Annotated in this window: 14 protein-coding genes; 8 read left to right on the plus strand and 6 right to left on the minus strand. The window is 47.1% G+C overall.

Going from position 1 to position 19,083, the window contains the following annotated elements; all coding sequences use genetic code 11:
* Nucleotides 1-309: 309 nt before the first annotated feature.
* The 3 genes from BUB18_RS12955 to mce all read right to left on the minus strand — a co-directional run bounded on the left by BUB18_RS12955 (nucleotide 310) and on the right by mce (nucleotide 3,976).
* Nucleotides 310-2,091: a DUF885 domain-containing protein gene (locus BUB18_RS12955; protein ID WP_073081421.1), complete on the minus strand. Its 1,782-nt coding sequence runs from the start codon at nucleotides 2,089-2,091 to the stop codon at nucleotides 310-312.
* An 83-nt stretch (nucleotides 2,092-2,174) separates the two neighbouring features.
* The gene (locus BUB18_RS12960; RefSeq protein WP_073081424.1) at nucleotides 2,175-2,975 is read right to left on the minus strand and encodes a helix-turn-helix domain-containing protein; all 801 of its coding nucleotides are present in this window, start codon (nucleotides 2,973-2,975) and stop codon (nucleotides 2,175-2,177) included.
* Between the two features lie 599 nt (nucleotides 2,976-3,574).
* The gene (gene mce / locus BUB18_RS12965; protein WP_073081427.1) at nucleotides 3,575-3,976 is read right to left on the minus strand and encodes a methylmalonyl-CoA epimerase; all 402 of its coding nucleotides are present in this window, start codon (nucleotides 3,974-3,976) and stop codon (nucleotides 3,575-3,577) included.
* A 41-nt stretch (nucleotides 3,977-4,017) separates the two neighbouring features.
* On the opposite strand from mce, the gene BUB18_RS12970 reads away from it, so the two are divergent.
* The 8 genes from BUB18_RS12970 to BUB18_RS13005 all read left to right on the plus strand — a co-directional run bounded on the left by BUB18_RS12970 (nucleotide 4,018) and on the right by BUB18_RS13005 (nucleotide 15,612).
* Nucleotides 4,018-5,211: an IscS subfamily cysteine desulfurase gene (locus BUB18_RS12970; protein WP_073081430.1), complete on the plus strand. Its 1,194-nt coding sequence runs from the start codon at nucleotides 4,018-4,020 to the stop codon at nucleotides 5,209-5,211.
* 60 nt (nucleotides 5,212-5,271) lie between these two features.
* On the plus strand, nucleotides 5,272-6,012 hold the full coding sequence (gene gldF, locus BUB18_RS12975; protein ID WP_073081433.1) for a gliding motility-associated ABC transporter permease subunit GldF: 741 nt from the start codon (nucleotides 5,272-5,274) through the stop codon (nucleotides 6,010-6,012).
* Between the two features lie 6 nt (nucleotides 6,013-6,018).
* Nucleotides 6,019-7,728, plus strand: coding sequence for a gliding motility-associated ABC transporter substrate-binding protein GldG (gldG, locus tag BUB18_RS12980; RefSeq protein WP_073081436.1), 1,710 nt, complete (start codon nucleotides 6,019-6,021; stop codon nucleotides 7,726-7,728).
* A 54-nt stretch (nucleotides 7,729-7,782) separates the two neighbouring features.
* A complete protein-coding gene (locus BUB18_RS12985; RefSeq protein WP_073081439.1) occupies nucleotides 7,783-8,721 on the plus strand; it encodes a TerC/Alx family metal homeostasis membrane protein in 939 nt (312 codons plus the stop codon).
* Nucleotides 8,722-8,781: 60 nt separating this feature from the next.
* A complete protein-coding gene (locus tag BUB18_RS12990; RefSeq protein ID WP_073082719.1) occupies nucleotides 8,782-11,268 on the plus strand; it encodes a bifunctional UDP-N-acetylmuramoyl-tripeptide:D-alanyl-D-alanine ligase/alanine racemase in 2,487 nt (828 codons plus the stop codon).
* 69 nt (nucleotides 11,269-11,337) lie between these two features.
* The gene (locus BUB18_RS12995) at nucleotides 11,338-12,000 is read left to right on the plus strand and encodes a lipoprotein signal peptidase (RefSeq protein WP_073081442.1); all 663 of its coding nucleotides are present in this window, start codon (nucleotides 11,338-11,340) and stop codon (nucleotides 11,998-12,000) included.
* An 87-nt stretch (nucleotides 12,001-12,087) separates the two neighbouring features.
* On the plus strand, nucleotides 12,088-12,543 hold the full coding sequence (locus tag BUB18_RS13000; RefSeq protein WP_073081444.1) for a TlpA family protein disulfide reductase: 456 nt from the start codon (nucleotides 12,088-12,090) through the stop codon (nucleotides 12,541-12,543).
* Between the two features lie 204 nt (nucleotides 12,544-12,747).
* Nucleotides 12,748-15,612 carry a TonB-dependent receptor gene (locus BUB18_RS13005; protein ID WP_073081447.1) on the plus strand — a complete coding sequence of 955 codons (2,865 nt, stop codon included), beginning with the start codon at nucleotides 12,748-12,750 and terminating at the stop codon, nucleotides 15,610-15,612.
* Between the two features lie 110 nt (nucleotides 15,613-15,722).
* On the opposite strand, the gene BUB18_RS13010 is transcribed toward BUB18_RS13005, so the two are convergent.
* The 3 genes from BUB18_RS13010 to BUB18_RS13020 form a co-directional block, all read right to left on the minus strand.
* Complete coding sequence (locus BUB18_RS13010) at nucleotides 15,723-16,718, minus strand: 2-hydroxyacid dehydrogenase (RefSeq protein ID WP_073081450.1); 996 nt, start codon at nucleotides 16,716-16,718, stop codon at nucleotides 15,723-15,725.
* Nucleotides 16,719-16,850: 132 nt separating this feature from the next.
* Complete coding sequence (gene fumC, locus BUB18_RS13015) at nucleotides 16,851-18,251, minus strand: class II fumarate hydratase (protein ID WP_073081452.1); 1,401 nt, start codon at nucleotides 18,249-18,251, stop codon at nucleotides 16,851-16,853.
* Between the two features lie 40 nt (nucleotides 18,252-18,291).
* The gene (locus BUB18_RS13020; RefSeq protein WP_073081455.1) at nucleotides 18,292-19,068 is read right to left on the minus strand and encodes an enoyl-CoA hydratase/isomerase family protein; all 777 of its coding nucleotides are present in this window, start codon (nucleotides 19,066-19,068) and stop codon (nucleotides 18,292-18,294) included.
* Between the last annotated feature and the right edge of the window lie 15 nt (nucleotides 19,069-19,083).

Here is a 19,083-nt window from a genome sequence, read left to right on the forward strand (position 1 = left end):
TTTTAACGATAGCCGCCGTTGTAAGAAACGGAGTTCCTTACAACGAAGACCATCAATACAATATAAATAATTTGGTAAAACCATAGAAAACGCCTCGCAGGCGTCTATCCTAGTAAATCTCCTGTACATTTTTTACAGCTTTGCATTCCATTCATCCAGATAACGTTCCAGCACATCCAGCGGCATACAACCATATTTAAGCATTGCGACTACCAACCTTGTGCAATTATTACTAATTGACAACATCATTGTTTCACGAAGTAGAGACGCCTGGCAGGCGTCTATCCTAGAAAATCTCCTGTACATTTTTTACAACTTTGCACTCCATTCATCCAGATAACGTTCCAGCACATCCAGCGGCATACAACCATATTTTAGCATTGCGTAATGAAATGCCGGCTCACTGAATCGCGTGCCCTGCGATTGTCTATATTTTTCCTTCAGCGCCTTGATTTTCAACTCACCGATTTTGTAGGAAAGTGCCTGCGCTGGCCAGGCCATGTAGCGTTCTACTTCTTTGGTTGCAATCTCCCTGCTGATGGACTCATGGTTCATCATATACTGTATGGCCTGTTCTTTTGAGAGCCGGCCGGTATGAATACCTACATCCACTACCAGGCGGATAGCGCGGTGAATTTCATTGTTTAGGGCGCCCATTTTCTGGTAGGGGTCAGTATAGCAGCCGAGGCTGTCGCCCAGCGATTCACAGTATAGCGCCCATCCTTCCATGAAAGCATAAAGTGCGTTTTGTTGAAGAAACGCCGGCAGCCCGGCCTGTTCCTGTTGCAAGGCTATTTGAAAGTGGTGACCGGGGATAGCTTCGTGAATAAATGTACACTCCAACCCGTAAAAAACGACATTGATTTTTGTGGCATCCGGTATGGGTACAAAAAAGGTTCCCGGCCGCTGTTCTTTGAGGTTGCCTTTTATGTAATAAGGGCCACCCATGGCTGCTTCCTGAAAAGCCTCTACCCGGCGTATCACAAATTTTGTTTTAGGTTCAAATTCAAATAGTTTTTTTAGATGAGGTTGTATTTTATGGTAGATGGACTGATAAGCGTTCAGCACCTGTTCCGGTGTTTTAAAAGGCCTGAACTGCGGATCAGTTCGTAGGAAATGGAAGTACTCCTGCAAGGAACCTTTGAAGCCAGTCACTTTTTTGTTCTGTTCCATCTCCTGGGTAATGCGGTCAACTTCGATTTTACCGAGGCGATAAATGGAATCCGCTGAAAGGGATGTGGTAGTGGTGTAAAGTTTAATGAAATATTGATACAGGCTGTCGCCACCTGGCAGCGCATGCAGGCCAGGCTGCTCCTGCGCGTATGCCAGGTAATCATTTTTCAGGTAAGTGGTGAGGGCCTTATAACTGTCAAGTACATACCTTGGTATTATGCGTGTATACATTTCCGTTAGACGTTGTTTTTCCCGTGAAGAAAAGGTAGCGGGGAATTTACGGAGGGGCGCATAGAAAATACATTTGGCAGTATCCCTTTGTGCCAGGGCTGCCATTTGCGGAATCATTTGTGTCACAAGGTCCTTAGGCAATACTATTCCGGCTTTCCTGCCTTTCTCAAAATTGGCGATGGCGGTATCGGTCCAGTGTTTGAATGCTGTCATGCGCTTTGCCCAATTTTCATAGTCCTTAACGGTAGCAAATGGCTGTGGGCCTTCCCCCGAGCCGAACAGGGGCAGGTCAGTGGCTACGGACGATATGAACTGGTTAAAAGGCATGTATTCCAGGTGGAGGTTTAATCCTTCCAGACTGATGCGGAGCGTGTATTCCAGGATGTCGTAGTAAATCTGATCAGCGGGCGATAAGGTAGCGCGGTTGAACTGGTGCAGTGCTTTCAGCGTAGCTGTATAAAAGTCCCTGCGTGCAGTGATGAAACTGATGGAACCATCGTTCGGCAGTAAGTCGTCATATTGATGGAGGCCGTTGGCAGTGGCTTGTAGCGGGTTGAAGTAAGATTCCCGGTCATAATATTTTTCGAATAGCCGATGCAGGGCCGGGTTGGGTTGTTGCGCTGATGAGCTGAAAGGGACCCAGAAAGTTGTCAGCAGTAAAATAATGGCATGGACTAACTTTTTCATACTAATTACCGGAGCTATTCTTCCGCTCCTGCTGCAAAATTATTCCTGGTGCCTAGGGCAAAATTGTACGCAATTAACCTGACTTACAATTTCTGGTATTGTTTGGGAGTAATTCCTGTGAGGCGTTTACAGGTTTTGATGAAGTGTGCCTGATCTGCGAAGCCGCAATCATAGGCTATTTCCGTGAGGGATTGTTTTTTTAACCGGATCATGGCCAGGGCTTTCTCTATTTTTATTTTGCGGAGGTATTCACCCAGCGTGCAACCAAAATAGCGGGGAAAATAGCGGGAGATGGTGACGGGATGCAGGGCCACCTGTGCCGCGAGGTCTGAAAGCGACAAGGGATGGTTCCAGTTATCGTACATGGCTTCTTTTATCTGCTTTGTCCAGGCGGGGTTTATTTCATCAGCAGCGGTGGCGTTGCTTAGCAAATTGAGGCAGAGCTGATGTACCGCGGTGATATTGTTACCGAGGTAATATTCTGCCATTATACTTACGAGCAGATGGCTATTCCATTGGCTGTTGCGGTTAAACATCCAGGATTCCTGCGGAATATCCATATTGTAGGTGGAGAAAAATGCCGGTGTAAACTCCAGGTTAAAGATGCGGGTACCGGACTGGTAGTCGATGTTTTGGTGGGCAATGCCCGGGTAATAATACAGGGAAGCGCCTGGGAGTTGTTGTTCCGGGCCATTGGCCCGCATTTCCCTGCTGCCGCCATTTAATATATGGGAGAAATGTGGATTTTTGTGAAAGTGCCAGTCGGAGATGGTGCCTGTTTCATAAAAGTTCTCGGAAGCGATGATGCCGTCAAATAATTGTTGACGTACCCGGTGGCCCACATAGGTGCCCGCTTCTAGTAATATGGCAGCGTTACTTTCCATTTCTTACAAAATAGGAAATTTCAGCATAATGAGGCATCCTTTAAATAATATGTATAACGCTGAGGTGCAAACGAAAAAAGGATATAAACAACAACAGCCGGTTCATATGGAACCGGCTGCTGTTGTTTTATTAAATATTTTTAGAAGTTCGTCACAATTAGAAGGCAGGAGTTGTCGTTTATAGGGAGTGGTTGCTACCCATCTATATCCTCCCCGTTTATCCTTACCTCATTAGAACATTCTGAACATAGGACTTATATAAAAAAAAAGACCTGCAAGCTAAAAAACCCGCAGGTGTTCATAACCTATGCCAACTTTAGAGTAATCGTTAAGAGCTTTTGCAGCTGAGCTGGTTAAAAGCCCTAATATTTTTAGTTATGATTGTCTTTTTGTAATTGTGTATATATAGATAACGTGATAGAAAATACTTTTGTTCAGAAATTTTAAAATATTTTTTTTGGTTGTTAGTAGCCCTCTTTCTGGCGGCTACATATTTACTTACGAACCATAAATAAGTTTGGATTGCTAAAATGGAAAAAAAATAAAAAAAAATCTAATTATTAAAATTCGAAATATCTAACTAAATCAAGATGGGTTTTTTAGCGAATTTCCTGGCAAATCTCAATTAAAACTCCGTGTGTATTCTTTGGATGAACGAAGCAAATAAGCTTGTTATCGGCTCCTTTTTTAGGGGTTTCGTTCAACAAAATAAATCCTTCTGACCGTAGCCGGTCCATTTCTGCATATATATCGGCCACTTCGAAAGCGATGTGGTGGATACCTTCTCCTTTTTTATCCAGGAATTTAGCGATAGCGCTCTCCGGGGCGGTAGCTTCCAGGAGTTCTATTTTGTTTTCGCCGGTTTGGAAAAAGGCCGTTATCACGTTTTCGCTGGCTACGGGCTCCTGTTTATAGCAGGGGGTGTTCAATAGTTTTTCAAATACGGGAATGCTTGTTTCCAGCGACTTTACAGCAATTCCGATGTGTTCGACCTTGAGCATGGGCGTTGTATTTACTATGCCGAATGTCGTATTTTTGTTTGATGCAGCCATTACCTATTTACCTGGACAATAACGCCACCACCGCCTGTGATCCGCGGGTGCTGGAAACGATGTTACCTTACTTTACCACCCAATATGGCAATGCCGCCAGCAGGAGCCATTCCTTTGGCTGGGTGGCGGAGGAGGCGGTAGATTATGCACGGGAGCAGGTGGCCGCGCTCATTGGAGCGGTAAAACAGGAAATTGTTTTTACCTCCGGTGCTACAGAGGCCGCTAACCTGGCTATCAAGGGTGTGGCGGAAACTTATTCCGGAACCGGCAACCATATTATTACCTGTGTAACAGAACATAAAGCGGTAATTGATACCTGCAGGCACCTGGAAAAAAAGGGGTACCGTGTTACCTGGCTGCCGGTAAATGAAGAAGGCCTGGTATCGGTAGAAGCTATTGCTGCCGCCATTACGCCTGAAACCATACTCATTGCCATTATGTATGCCAACAATGAAACCGGGGTGATACAGCCTGTTAAGGCAATAGGGCAGCTGGCCAAGGAGCGTAATGTGATCTTTTTTTGTGATGCCACCCAGGCGGTGGGTAAGGTTCCTGTAAATGTTTTGGGAGATGATATTGACCTCATGGCATTCAGTGCACATAAACTCTACGGCCCCAAGGGGGTAGGCGCACTATATGTAAGGCGTAAAGGCCCACGGGTAAGGCTCACCGCACAAATAGACGGTGGCGGCCATGAAAGGGGCATGCGCTCCGGCACCCTCAATGTACCCGGCATCGCCGGCTTTGGCAAAGCCTGTGAGATTTGTGCAGCAGAAATGGTCACAGAATCCCTGCGGCTCGCTGCCTTACGGGATCACCTGGAAACCGGACTGCTGGCGCTGGAAGCTAGCAGGCGCAATGGCAGTAACGTATACCGCCTTCCACACACGACCAACATCTCCCTAAACTACCTGGAAGGCCAAACCCTGATAATGACTTTTAGTAAACAGATAGCCCTCAGCTCAGGATCCGCCTGTACCTCCGCCTCCATGGAGCCCAGCTATGTGCTTAAAGCCATGGGACTGGATGATACCCTGGCCCGGAATGCCCTCCGCATGGGTCTCGGCAGGTTTACCACCCGGGAAGAAATCGATTTTGCCATCACCACCATTACCAATGCCGTGCTGGAAATGCGGAAAATCAGCCCTCAGTGGGACGCATTTAAATCCGGCCTCACACAATAATAAATCCCTGAATAGCATTATCTAATAAATATATATTTGCATCTTCACTAACTACTATTCATGCAAGCCATCTTTAAGAAAGAGATTAACCAGTTTTTCAGCGGTATTACCGGCTATGTGGCCATCATACTGTTTTTACTGGCCAATGGATTGTTCCTGTTCGTGTTTCCGGATACCAGCCTGCTGGATACAGGCTATGCCAACCTGGATCCGCTGTTCGACCTGGCACCATTGCTATACCTGTTGCTGATTCCTGCCATTACCATGCGCAGCTTCGCTGATGAGTTCAAAACCGGTACCATGGAACTGCTCAGTACCAAACCGCTCTCCGGCTGGGAGGTGGTGCTGGGTAAATTCTTCAGCAGCCTGCTGATCGTCATCATTTCACTGCTGCCTACGATTATCTATTATTTTGCGATCCGGCAACTGAGTGTAAACCCTTCCCTGCTTGACAATGGCGGCATCATTGGCGCCTACATCGGGCTGATACTGCTGGGTGCTGCCTTTACAGCCATCGGCATATGGGCATCCAGTATCACTTCCAACGCCATGGTGGCCTTCCTGGTAGCAGTATTTACCTGCTTCATTTTTTATAACGGGTTCGATGCTCTAAGTAAAATTCCCGCCCTGCAAGGCGGCGCCGACTACTACCTGCAAATGGCGGGCATCAAATTCCACTACCTCTCCGTCAGCCGCGGCGTTATCGACAGCCGCGATGTCATCTACTTCTGTAGCATTACAGGGTTGATGCTGTATCTGACCAAACTATCTCTGCAACGAAAAATCTGGCAAAACGGATAAGGACTCATGGCTACGACTATACGAAAAAAATATTTTCAGCGCGCACTGGCTGTCATCCTCCTGCTGATAGCGGTAAACATAGGCGCCGCCTATCTGCACGGCCGCTGGGACCTCACCGCTGAAAAAAGATATACACTCTCTAAAAATACGGTTCAACTGCTGCGCGGACTTGATAGTCCCGTAGAAATTGAAGTATACCTCAAAGGCGATTACCCCGCTTCCTTTAAACAGCTGGCTCAGGCCACCCAGGAACTCCTGGAGGAATTCCGCGAATATGGCAAACAAAACCTCCGGTTTACTTTCGTAAACCCTGGCCAGGGCCTCAACGACACCGCCAGAATGAAGTTTTTAGGCGCACTCACCGAAAAAGGTATCATGCCTTATAATATGAAGGTGCAGGGAGATGCCAATGACAGCTATCAGGAAAAACTGATATTTCCGGGAGCGCTGGTCCATTATAAAGGAGACACCATTGGGGTGAACCTCCTGAAAAACCAGGGCGGGCAGGATCCTATGCAAAGCATGAATGCCTCCGAATCTCTCCTGGAATACCAGTTTGCGAGCGCTATCAGTAAGCTGCAGGAAAAAGAAAAGCCCCTCATAGGCTATATGCTAGGCCACGGGGAGTCACTGGGCGCAGAAGTATATGACGCACTCACCACCCTGCAAAGCAATTACAGCCTGGATACCCTCACCCTACAGGGTACCGCTTATATACCCAGAGATTTTGACGTCATTCTCTTTGCCAAGCCGGCAGAGACCTTCAGTGATGCCGATAAATTTAAGATCGACCAGTATGTAATGAACGGAGGCAAGGTGATCTGGTTTATTGATGAAACCAATGCCAGCTTCGACAGTTTGCAGCAGAAGTCCTCTTTCCTTGCGTTTGACAGAGGGTTGAACCTGGAAGACCTGCTATTTCGCTATGGCGTGCGCATCAACCAGGACCTGATCCAGGACCTGCAATCAGACGCCGTGCCAATGGTGGTGGGTAATGTAGGCAACCGCCCGCAGATTATTCAGCTGCCATTCCCGCTATTTCCACTGCTCACGCCTACCGGCGCGCACCCGATTGTGAAAAACCTGGATTTGGTGCTGAGTCATTTCGCAAGCTCGATGGATACCGTTCGTACGGAGGGTTTAAAGAAAACGATTTTGCTTACCAGTAGTCGCACTACCCGCACCATCCGCGTGCCGGCAGAGATCAGCTGGGAGATGCTGAAAACGCAGCCCAATCCGCGGGAATACCGCCACCAGTACCTGCCTACGGCGGTATTACTGGAAGGGCACTTCACTTCCCTGTTCCGCAACCGCATTGATCCGAAACTCGCGGCCGAAATGGAAGTGGCGAGCCACACCCCATACAAAGCCAATACCGACACTGCCAATGCCATGATTGTGGTGAGCGATGGCGACCTGATCGCCAATGCCGTATCCCGCAAAGAGGGGCCGCTGCAGATGGGAATTAACGAATACAATCCCGGCTATGCTTTTGCCAACAAGGAGTTTATGCTGAACTGCCTGGAGTTCCTCACTGGCAAGCACGGCATTATGGAAAGTCGTAACAAAGAAATAACATTACGCCTCCTTGATGCCGAAAAAGTAAAAAAGGAAAAAACAAAATGGCAAGCTATCTGCTTTATTGTACCTATTGGAATGGTATTATTATTCGCTATGGTTTTCCTGTTTGTAAGGCAACGCAAGTTCGCAGAATAGATCACGCGTAACTTGATTATATTTGCTGTTCACATATTTTAAAATACCTGTCACATGACACCCACACAGTGGACGTACCTGATATTCGGCATTGTAGTTACTGTAGCGCTTATTTTCGACCTTGGCCTGCTCAGCAAGAAGAATGAACAGATGACCATTAAAAAGGCATTGATTCAAACCTGCTTCTGGGTCGGATTGTCCCTATTATTTTTTGGATTTATGTGGTATGAGGATGGTCAGGAATCGGCGATAGCCTACCTGAGTGCCTATCTGATGGAATGGTCGCTTTCCATTGATAATATATTTGTGTTCATTTTAATATTTGGATATTTTAAAATAAAAGAGGAAAGCTATGCCCGTGTTTTGCTGATAGGGATTTTGATGGCTATCGTTTTCCGTGCTATATTTATCAGCCTGGGCGTGGTATTGATCCATAAATTTGAGTGGATTCTCTATATCTTCGGACTATTCCTGGTGTATACCGGTGTGAAGATGTTCAATGCCAAAGAGGAGGATGAATTTAATCCGCAGGATAATCTTGCCCTGAAATTTATCAGCAAGTACATGCGCTGGACTACAGAAGATCCGCAGGGGAAATTTCTGATCAAGCGTAGTGGTAAAACCTACCTCACCACGTTATCAGTGGTAGTGGTGATGCTGGCGTTTACAGATATCGTATTTGCGCTGGATTCCATCCCTGCGGTGTTTGCCATCTCACAAGACCCGATGGTAGTATTTACCTCTAATATATTTGCGGTACTTGGGCTGAGATCCTTATTCTTCCTGCTGCGTGGTGCAGTGGATAAGTTTGATTATCTCCCGCAGGGCATTGCGATTGTATTAGTATTCATTGGCCTTAAAATGCTCGCAGAGTATTTTATTCATATACCCGTATACGTATCACTGATTGTGATTGTAGTATGCCTTGGAGGTTCTATTCTTTATTCCCTTTACCATGATAAGAAAGAATTACCGAAAGGACAAGTGAAGTAAAAGGCAGCTGTAAAGAAACGTTTTTGCAGCCGCCAAGTGATTATTCAAACTGATAAAAACGTGTATAACGCAGCGAGTATCAACAAAGTCCTGAAAGGAGAGTTGTTGCAGGAAACAGGATTTTCAGAGATCGATCATCTATTGCTGGATAGCCGCAAGCTGATATTTCCGGAAACATCCGTCTTTATTCCGCTGGTAAGCGCGAGAAGAAACGCGCACCAGTATATCGACGAGCTTTATAAAAAAGGAGTCAGCAACTTTATCATCAGTGAGCCTGTGCCGTTGGAGAAATATCCTAAAGCCAACATTATCCTGGTAAAAGATACGCTCAATGCATTGCATACGCTGGTAGCGTGGCATCGTCAGCAGTTCAACATTCCGGTAATAGGTATTACAGGCAGCAACGGAAAAACCATTGTAAAAGAATGGCTGTTCCAGTTGCTCGAAAAGGACTATAACATTGTACGCAGTCCGAAAAGCTATAACTCACAGATTGGTGTGCCGCTCTCTGTATGGCAGATGCAGCCGGAGCACCAGCTGGCCATATTCGAAGCCGGCATTTCCCAGCCGGGCGAAATGGTGAACCTGGAAAAGATCATTCGCCCCACTATCGGTATTTTCACCAATATCGGCGAAGCGCACAGCGAAGGGTTCCTGAACATCCGTCAGAAAATAAATGAGAAACTGGTCCTCTTTATGAAGAGTGACGTGCTCATTTACAGTAAGGATTACCTGGCCCTGAACGAATGCGTGTTATCTTACCATAACCAACTGGAAGAAGGCCCCGAGCTGTTTTCCTGGTCCAGAAAAACCGATGCGGACCTCCGCATTACCAGTACCGATAAACACGATCATCATACCAGCATTGAAGCCCTGTACAAAGGTGAACATCTGCAAATCCGTATTCCGTTTACGGATGAGGGTTCTGTGGAAAACGCCATCCACTGCTGGGCACTGATGCTGTACCTGGGCAAGGAACAGGAAGTGATACAGCAGCGTATGGACCTGCTGAGCAATATCGCGATGCGACTGGAACTGAAGCAGGGGATTAACAACTGCTCCGTTATCAACGACGCTTATAACCTGGACCTGGGCTCACTCACTATTGCGCTCGATTTTTTACAGCAACAACAGCAGCATCAGATCCGCACGGTGATCCTCAGCGACATCCTGCAGAGCGGCAAAAGTGATGCAACCCTGTACGAAGAAGTGGCCGACCTCCTGCGTCAGAACAGCATCAACAAGCTGATTGCTATCGGTAAAAACATCTCCAGGGAGAAAAAGATTTTTCAACAGGTAGAGGGCCTGAAATCATGGTTCTACAACACTACCGATGAGTTTATACAACAATTTAACGGCGACGACTTCCAGTATGAAACCATACTGGTAAAAGGCGCCCGTGTGTTTGAGTTTGAGCGTATCGGCAAACTGCTGGAACAAAAAGCGCATCAAACCATACTGGAAATCAACCTCAGCGCGATTTCCCATAATGTGAAGTACTACCAGTCGCTGCTGAAGCCCAACACCAAAGTGATGGCGATGGTGAAAGCGTTCTCCTATGGCAGTGGCAGTTTTGAAATTGCCAACCTGCTGCAGTTCCACGGTATAGATTACCTCGCGGTAGCATATGCTGATGAAGGGGTAGAGCTCCGCAGATCGGGTATTACCATGCCGATTATGGTGATGAATCCCGAGCCAGCCAGCTTTGACTCGATTCTGCATTGGAACCTGGAACCTGAGATTTATTCCATGGGGACCTTAATGCAATTCCAGGAAGAAGTAATTGCTGCCGGTAAAACGGAGTTTCCGGTGCACATTAAGCTGGACACGGGTATGCACCGGCTGGGCTTTGTGAAGAAGGATATTCCGGAACTGATCAATGTGCTGACCGCCACCTCTACGTTTAAAGTACAGTCCGTGTTCAGCCACCTGGCAGCGAGCGAAGATCCGGCACAAGATGCCTTTACGCAGCAGCAGGGCCGCCTTTTTTACGAAATGAGCCATGAACTGCAAAAGGCACTTGGTTACTTTGTTATACGTCATATTTCCAATAGCGCGGCAATTACCCGTCATCCTGAATTACAGCTGGATATGGTGCGCCTGGGTATTGGTATGTATGGGATCGACAGCGCCATGGATATACAGGATCAGCTGAGAAATGTGAGTACCCTGAAAACAACCATCGCACAACTGAAGGAGCTGGAGCCTGGAGAAACCGTAGGTTATGGCCGCCGCTGGGAGGCCACCAAGCCTTCCGTAACAGCCACAGTACGAATTGGTTATGCAGATGGATATAGTCGCAAAATGGGTAACAGCAATGGTAAAATGCTGATCAGGGGCAAGCTGGCACCCGTAATTGGTGTGGTAGCCATGGATATGTGTATGTTAGATGTTACCCACATTCCGGACGCTGCCGAGGGCGATGAAGTAATAGTGTTCGGGCAGGACCTGCCGGTACAGGAGCTGGCGAAATGGGCTGAAACCATTCCCTATGAAATATTAACAGGAATTTCACAGCGTGTAAAAAGGGTATATTTCCAGGAATAGCCATCTTGCAAGCGGTTTCATTTCCCACTTTGAAATAAACCATTATTTTTGATAAAATTTTAATGTCAATTGAAGTATCGTCACATTCTAATTATCGTCTTACTCATCCTGGTTGTTGACCAGTCTTTGAAGTTCTGGATTAAGACAAATATGTTCATGCAGCAGGAATTCATCATATTCCCTAACTGGTTCCGCATACATTTCATTGAAAATGAAGGGATGGCGTATGGACTTAAGTTCGGTGGCGATTTTGGGAAGATCTTCCTGACATTATTCCGCCTTGTAGCCGTGGTATTCGGATTTTATTACCTGAACAAGCTGGTAAAGGAAAAATACCACAAGGGCCTGCTGATCTGCGGTGCGCTGATCCTGGCAGGTGCTGCCGGCAATCTGATAGACAGTATGTTCTACGGGTTGATCTTTAACGACAGCGTGGGTTACGAAGTGGCCAAGTTTATGCCTGCCGGCGGTGGTTATGGTAGTTTCCTCCATGGGCGCGTGGTAGATATGCTCTACTTCCCGCTGTACGAAGGCTACCTGCCAAGCTGGGTGCCATTCAAAGGGGGCGATTACTTTGTGTTTTTCCGCCCGGTATTTAACGTGGCCGATGCGGCTATTTCTGTAGGTGTGGTAACTATTCTGCTGTTTCAGAAAAAGTTTTTTGCAGCACATCAACACCCAAAGCAACCGACCGAGTCGAATAATACCGTGACCAACGATCACATAGCGTAATTAACATCTCACTAAAAAATAAAAAGACCCGGAGGGATTAAATTCCTCCGGGTTTTTTATTTTCGGTGCAAAATCATATCTGACTTTATGAGAAAAATCTGTGCACTGTTTGTGCTCTGTTGTGGCCTGCTGCTGACTGCCCATGCCCAGAAAGCCCCTAATTTCCAGGCTGCCGATGTGAATGGAAAATCCATACAGCTGGCCGATTACAAAGGCAAATACGTGCTGCTCGACTTCTGGGCCACCTGGTGCCATCCCTGCATGGCGAAAGTTCCTTTTCTTAAAAAAATACGAAGCAAATACCCGGAAAGTAAACTGGTCATGATTGGTATCAACCTGGACGACTCCAAGGCCGCCGCACAACGTACTATTAAGGCCAAGGCCATGAACTGGACACATATCTATGATCCCAGGATTATTCCCGGCACTTACGGCGTGAATTACATTCCCATGCTGTACCTGATTGACCCTAAGGGTAAGATTGTGTATAATAACGACCGCCAAACGGAGGCAGAACTGCTGGAAATCCTGGATCAGCTCTAAAAATCACATTGACTTTCAATGTATTAAGAAAATATTTTCTATTTCGCTTTGAAATAAAGAAAAGCCGCGCTACATTTGTCTACCAATTCTATAGACTATATGGCTTTCAAAAATAAAATGCGGCACTTAATAGTTCGATGTTGATCTACAACATTGACAGCACCCCTTTATTCAATCAATAATCTAATTTTCACACGCAGTTTTATGCATAAGTTTTTACCACTGGTTAAATACCTGTTTGCTATACTGGTATTCAGTCCTTTCTTTGCGCAAGCCCAGCTGAATGGCTCCTACGTGATCGAAGGAAAAATCGCGGATGACAGAGGCAACGGCCTTCCAGGCGCTTCCATCCAGATAAAAGGTACCTCCTTTGGTACCACCACCGATACGGTGGGGCATTTTAGTCTCACCACCAATACCAAATTCCCCTACAAGCTGGTGATCCGCCTGATTGGCTACCAGCCGCAGGAGTTTGAAGTGAAAAGCAGCAACAGCAAACTGGCGATACAATTGTATACACAGTCGCTGCTGGTAAACGAAGTGGTGGTATCCGCCAGTCGCCAGCAGGAAAAGCTGCTGCGCTCCCCGGTTACCATTGAAAAGCTGGACATCCGCGCACTCAAAGAAACACCGTCGTCCACCTTTTACGATGCCCTCGGCAACCTCAAAGGGGTGCAGATGACAACCGCCGGCCTCACCTTTAAGGTATTCAACACCCGAGGTTTCAACGTTCCCAACAACTTCCGCTTTATGCAACTGGTAGACGGTGTGGATAACCAGGCAGCTACGCTGGGCGTACCGCTCGGTAACGCCATCGGACCTACGGAGCTGGACATTTCCAGCGTGGAAGTTACGCCAGGCGCCTCTTCCGCCCTGTATGGCATGAACGCGATCAACGGTATGTCCAACCTCACCACCAAAAATCCATTTACCTACCAGGGTGTAAGCGTATATCAGAAAATCGCCTTCAACCATTTCGACGGCAATGGAAGCAGTCCAAAACCTATCACTGAAACGGCTATACGCTATGCACAGTCCTATGCACCGTGGTTTGCGTGGAAAATCAATTTCAGTTATATGGAAGGGACCGACTGGTATGCGGACAATCGTTCCGATTTTAACCCGCAAACCAAAGCCAACCCCGACTTCCCGCAGCTCAGCGGCCCGAATAATATTGCCAACGACGGCTGGAACAAATACGGCGACAACTCCAATATCCAAATCATAGATAAGGATGGTCGCGCGTACAACGTACGCCGCACGGGCTATTGGGAAAAAGACCTGGCCGGCGACTACAAGGTAAGGAACACCAAAGTAGACGGTAGCCTCAACTTCCGCCTGCCGCATAAACTGGAGTTATCCTATGCCTACCGCTACGGGCTGATGGATGGCTTCTTCCAGCGCGGTAATCGCATAGGCCTGAAAAACGTAAGTGTACAAAATCATAAGATTGAGCTGATACATCCCGACTTCACTTTACGCTCTTATGTATCCATTGAAAACACCGGCGATTCCTACAACATGAACCCGCTGGCGGATAACCTCGAGAAATCATTTAAGCCTGATAAAAAATGGCAGTCAGATTATACTGCGGCGCTGAATACCGCACTCACCAATGGTTCCGACCTGGTGGCGGCACATCAGGCTGCCCGCGCAGCAGCGGACCAGGGCAGGTTTACACCCGGCACTGCGGCATTTGATGCGCAGGTGGCAAAAATCAAAAGTGTAAACGACTGGGACATTTACCCTACCTCCAAAAATCCACAGAACACCACCGGTGGTGCTGCATTACTGCAAATGAGCCGCTTCTACCACACAGAAGGTACCTGGAACTTGCGTAAATACGTGCACTTCATGGATGTATTGGTTGGCGCGGATTACAGAACCTACGAGATCATTCCGGATGGTAACAACTTCGTAGATTTTTCACAGCCTGTGGATAAACGCAGTCAACCTGGTGGTAAACACATCTGGTATGGTAAATACGGCGGATTTGTACAGGGAGCAAAAACCTTCTTCAACGATGCGCTGAAGCTCACTGCTTCCCTCCGCTACGATAAAAACGAACAGTTTGAAGGTAAGATCAACCCCCGCATTGCGGCGGTGTACAGTATAAAAGACAAACATAACTTCCGCCTCAGCTGGCAGAACGGTTTCCGCTTCCCTTCCCTGTTTGAAGCCTATAGCTTCGTAAACAACGGTCAGGTAAGACGTGTAGGCGGACTGGCATTTATTGAAGAAGGACTCGGCTACTTTAAAAACAGCTATCTCACCAGCTCCGTGGATGCATTTGGTGTAGCAGTGAATAAAACCATCAACGCTGAACATATCAGCAAAGATGCCGCAGCAGCTAAAAACGCCGGTGTACTAAAAGTAGCGAATCTCGATCCGATTGTACCAGAAGAAATCCATTCCTTTGAAGGTGGTTACAAAGCGGTATTATTCGATAACAAACTCTTTATTGATGTAGATGGCTACTACTCTACCTACAAACATTTTATAGGCCAGGTAGAAGCCGTAGTACCCACCAGCGGTAATGTGAATAACCCGGATGCGTCTGTACTGAACCAGATGCTGGACAAGAGTTTACAGAATCGCTACCGTGTATGGACCAACAGTAAATCCACGGTGAACAACTATGGTTTTGCCGTAGCAGTCACCTACGATATCTATAAATCATTTACGGTGAGTGCCAACGCCAACTATAACAAACTGGCGCAGGATAAAACAAAAGATGATGCATTGATTCCGGGCTTCAATACACCGGACTGGTTTACCAACGTGAGCTTCGGAAACAGGAATGTATTACCTAACCTGGGCTTTAACGTAGTTTGGCACTGGCAAAATACTTTCTACTGGCAGAATCTGTTTGGCAACGGAGATGTACCCGCTTACAGCACAGTGGATGCACAGGTTACCTACCGTGTACCGAAAATCAAAACAGCGTTTAAGCTGGGAGCTTCCAACCTGTTTAACAGTTCATACTTCCAGTATGTGGGAGGGCCTACTATCAGAGGATTGTATTACTTCTCCATCACATTTGATGATGTGTTTAAGAAGAAGTGGTGATAAAATTTTTGTTTGCATAAAAAACGCCAGGACCTTCGGTCCTGGCGTTTTTTATAGGCCCAACGCCTGCAGCGCCGGGCCTGTTTTTATTTAAGTACTGGTCACTTTAATTAAATTTTTACCTGGTTCACTAACGCTTCCCCTTTTTCAAAGCAGGCAATATTATGCAGGGTTGTTTCTGCAATTTGCGTGAGTGCTTCATGGGTAAAAAAGCCCTGGTGGGAAGTGATCACTACGTTAGGAAACGTAATCAATCTTGACCATACATCATCCTGAATAATTTCCCCGGACAGGTCGTGGAAGAATAGGTTTTCCTCCTGTTCGTACACATCGATGGCGAGTGCACCGATATGGCAATTCTTCAATGCTTCTACTACTGCTTTTGTATCTATGAGGCCACCACGGCTGGTATTAAGGAGGAATACCCCACGCTTCATTTTAGCGATAGTAATTGCATTAATAAGGTGTTTGGTTTCCGGCGTGAGCGGGCAGTGCAGAGAAATAATATCTGATCGTTCAAAAACGGTATCTAATGGAACATATTCCACACCTGCATTTTCGAGCGCTTCATTTTTGTACATGTCATAGGCGAGCACCTTACAACCAAAGCCCATCATGATGCGGCAAAAGATAGCGCCGATATTGCCGGTGCCGATCACGCCTACAGTTTTGCCGTAGAGGTCGAATCCTTCGAGGCCGTTGAGTGTAAAGTTATTATCACGTATACGGTTATACGCTTTATATATTTTTCGGTTGAGGCCGAGCAGGAGTGCGACTGCATGTTCTGCTACAGCATGTGGTGAGTAGGCCGGTACACGTACCACGGGCATGTTAAGTGCAGCAGCGGTTTTCAGGTCCACGTTATTGAAACCGGCGGCGCGCAGCGCAATGAGGCGGATACCTTTATCATACAGCTGATGGAGCACCGGTGCGTCGAGGTGGTCGTTTACGAATGCGCAAACCACATTTTCACCGGGCTTTACGAGGGCGGTGTTATCGGTATTCAGCGGGTATTCGAGAAAGCGGAGTTGGTATTGGTATTTTTCGTTTGCTGTTGTGAAATACTTAATGTCGTAGGGCTGGGCACTATAGAAGAGTATATTCATTTCCGTTGCTGTTGGTTAACAGCAAATTAGCAAAAAGAAGGGGTTTTTATTACAGCGATTTTGAAGCTACAACAGGTTGTTGGCTAAGTTCCGCGCTACGCGCGGAACTTAGCCAACAACAACATAATTAGCTTATTTGATTTCTCCTACCATGTGTGCAGGCACTACCCACTCGTCGAATTCAGCAGGGGTTACATAACCCAGTTTCACTGCCATTTCTTTCAGTGTAGTACCTTCTTTGTGGGCTTTCTGTGCGATTTCAGCAGCTTTGTAGTAACCAATTTTGGTGTTGAGTGCTGTAACGAGCATCAGGGAGTTTTCCACATGCTTTTTGATATTTGCTTCGATAGGCTCGATACCTTCTGCGCATTTATCGTTGAAGCTTACGCAGCCATCGCCGATGAGGCGTGCGGAGTGGAGGAAGTTGTAGATCATTACCGGTTTGAACACGTTCAGTTCGAAGTGTCCGGTAGCGCCGCCGATGTTGATAGCCACATCATTACCCAGTACCTGTGCAGCAATCATAGTGAGGGCTTCACATTGGGTAGGGTTTACTTTACCAGGCATGATAGAAGAACCTGGTTCGTTGTCAGGAATGTGGATTTCGCCGATACCTGCACGTGGGCCGGAGCTCAGCATACGGATGTCGTTAGCGATTTTCATCAGGCTTACTGCAACGGTTTTCAGTGCGCCATGTGCTTCCACGATAGCATCGTGTGCGGCGAGGGCCTCGAATTTGTTTTCAGCAGTGATGAAAGGCAGACCGGTTAAGTCAGCAATATTCTTTGCTACATTATCAGAGTAGCCTTTAGGTGTATTGATACCTGTACCTACGGCGGTACCGCCCAGGGCGAGCTCGCTGAGGTGAGCCAGGGTGTTGTTGATAGCTTTCAGACCGTGATCCAGCTGGGAAACATAGCCGCTGATTTCCTGACCCAGTGTGAGTGGGGTAGCGTCCATGAAGTGGGTACGGCCGATTTTTACGATATGCTTGAATGCTTCAGCCTTCTGGTGCAGGGTATCGCGGAGCTTTTTAATGCCTGGGATGGTAGTTTCCACCAGGATTTTGTAAGCGGCGATGTGCATGGCAGTAGGGAAGGTATCGTTGGAGGACTGTGATTTATTCACGTCGTCATTTGGATGCAGGAATTTTTCTTTATCCGTGAGCTGGCCACCTTTCAGTACGTGTCCGCGGTAAGCTACCACTTCGTTCACGTTCATGTTGGATTGGGTACCGGAACCGGTTTGCCATACTACGAGCGGGAATTCGTTATCCAGTTTGCCTTCCAGGATTTCGTCACAAACGCGGCCGATGAGGTCACTTTTTTCCTGTGGCAGCACGCCTGCCTGGAAGTTGGTCAATGCTGCTGCTTTTTTCAGGTACGCAAAAGCCTTGATAATTTCCTTAGGCATCTTGTTGATGTCCTGTGCAATTTTGAAATTTTCAATGGAGCGCTGTGTCTGAGCGCCATAATAAGCATTTGCAGGCACTTTCACCTCGCCCATTGTGTCTTTCTCTATTCTGAATTCCATAGCGTAAACTTTTAAGGCTACAAAAGTAGCTAATTCATGATTATTCGCCTTTGAAATTCGGTCGTCTTTTCTCAATAAAGGCGCTGGCGCCTTCTTGCAGGTCTTTTGTGGCGAAACAGGCGGCAAATTCTTTCACTTCGGTATCAAATCCGTCCTGATCTTTATCCAGTGCGGCATTGGCGCATTTTACCACCCTGGCGATGGCCAGCGGCGCTTTGGTGTGAATTTTTTCCAGCAGGCCTTTGGCTTTGGGCAGCAGCTCTGCCAGCGGGGTTACATGGTTTACCAGGCCCCATTTCAGGGCTTCTGCGGCATCGATCATATCGCCGGTCATCATGAGTTCAATGGCCTTTCCTTTGCCGATCAGCTGTGTGAGGCGTTGGGTGCCGCCATAACCCGGGATCAGGCCCAGGTTCACTTCCGGCTGACCAAAGCGGGCATTGTCGCTCGCAATACGAAAATGGCAGGCCATAGCCAGCTCGCATCCGCCACCTAGGGCAAAGCCATTTACCGCAGCTATAATGGGCTTGGGGCTATTTTCTATCCTATGGAAGATGACATGGCCTTTTTTTGCCAGTTCCTCGCCCTCTTTAGGGGATAATTTGAGAAATTCAGATATATCGGCACCGGCCACAAAGGCTTTTTCACCTGCACCGGTAATGATTGCACTTTTGATGGCGGCATTGCTATAAACCTCGTCTATAGCCAGTGCCAGCTCAGCCATCACCGTCTGGTTCAGTGCATTCATTTTATCCGGGCGGTTGATGGTGATAATGAGTGAACTATTCTCCAGTTGTGTGCTAATTGTCTGATACATGAACCGTAGTTTTAG

This window comes from Chitinophaga jiangningensis (assembly GCF_900142605.1).
GTDB classification, from domain to species: domain Bacteria; phylum Bacteroidota; class Bacteroidia; order Chitinophagales; family Chitinophagaceae; genus Chitinophaga; species Chitinophaga jiangningensis.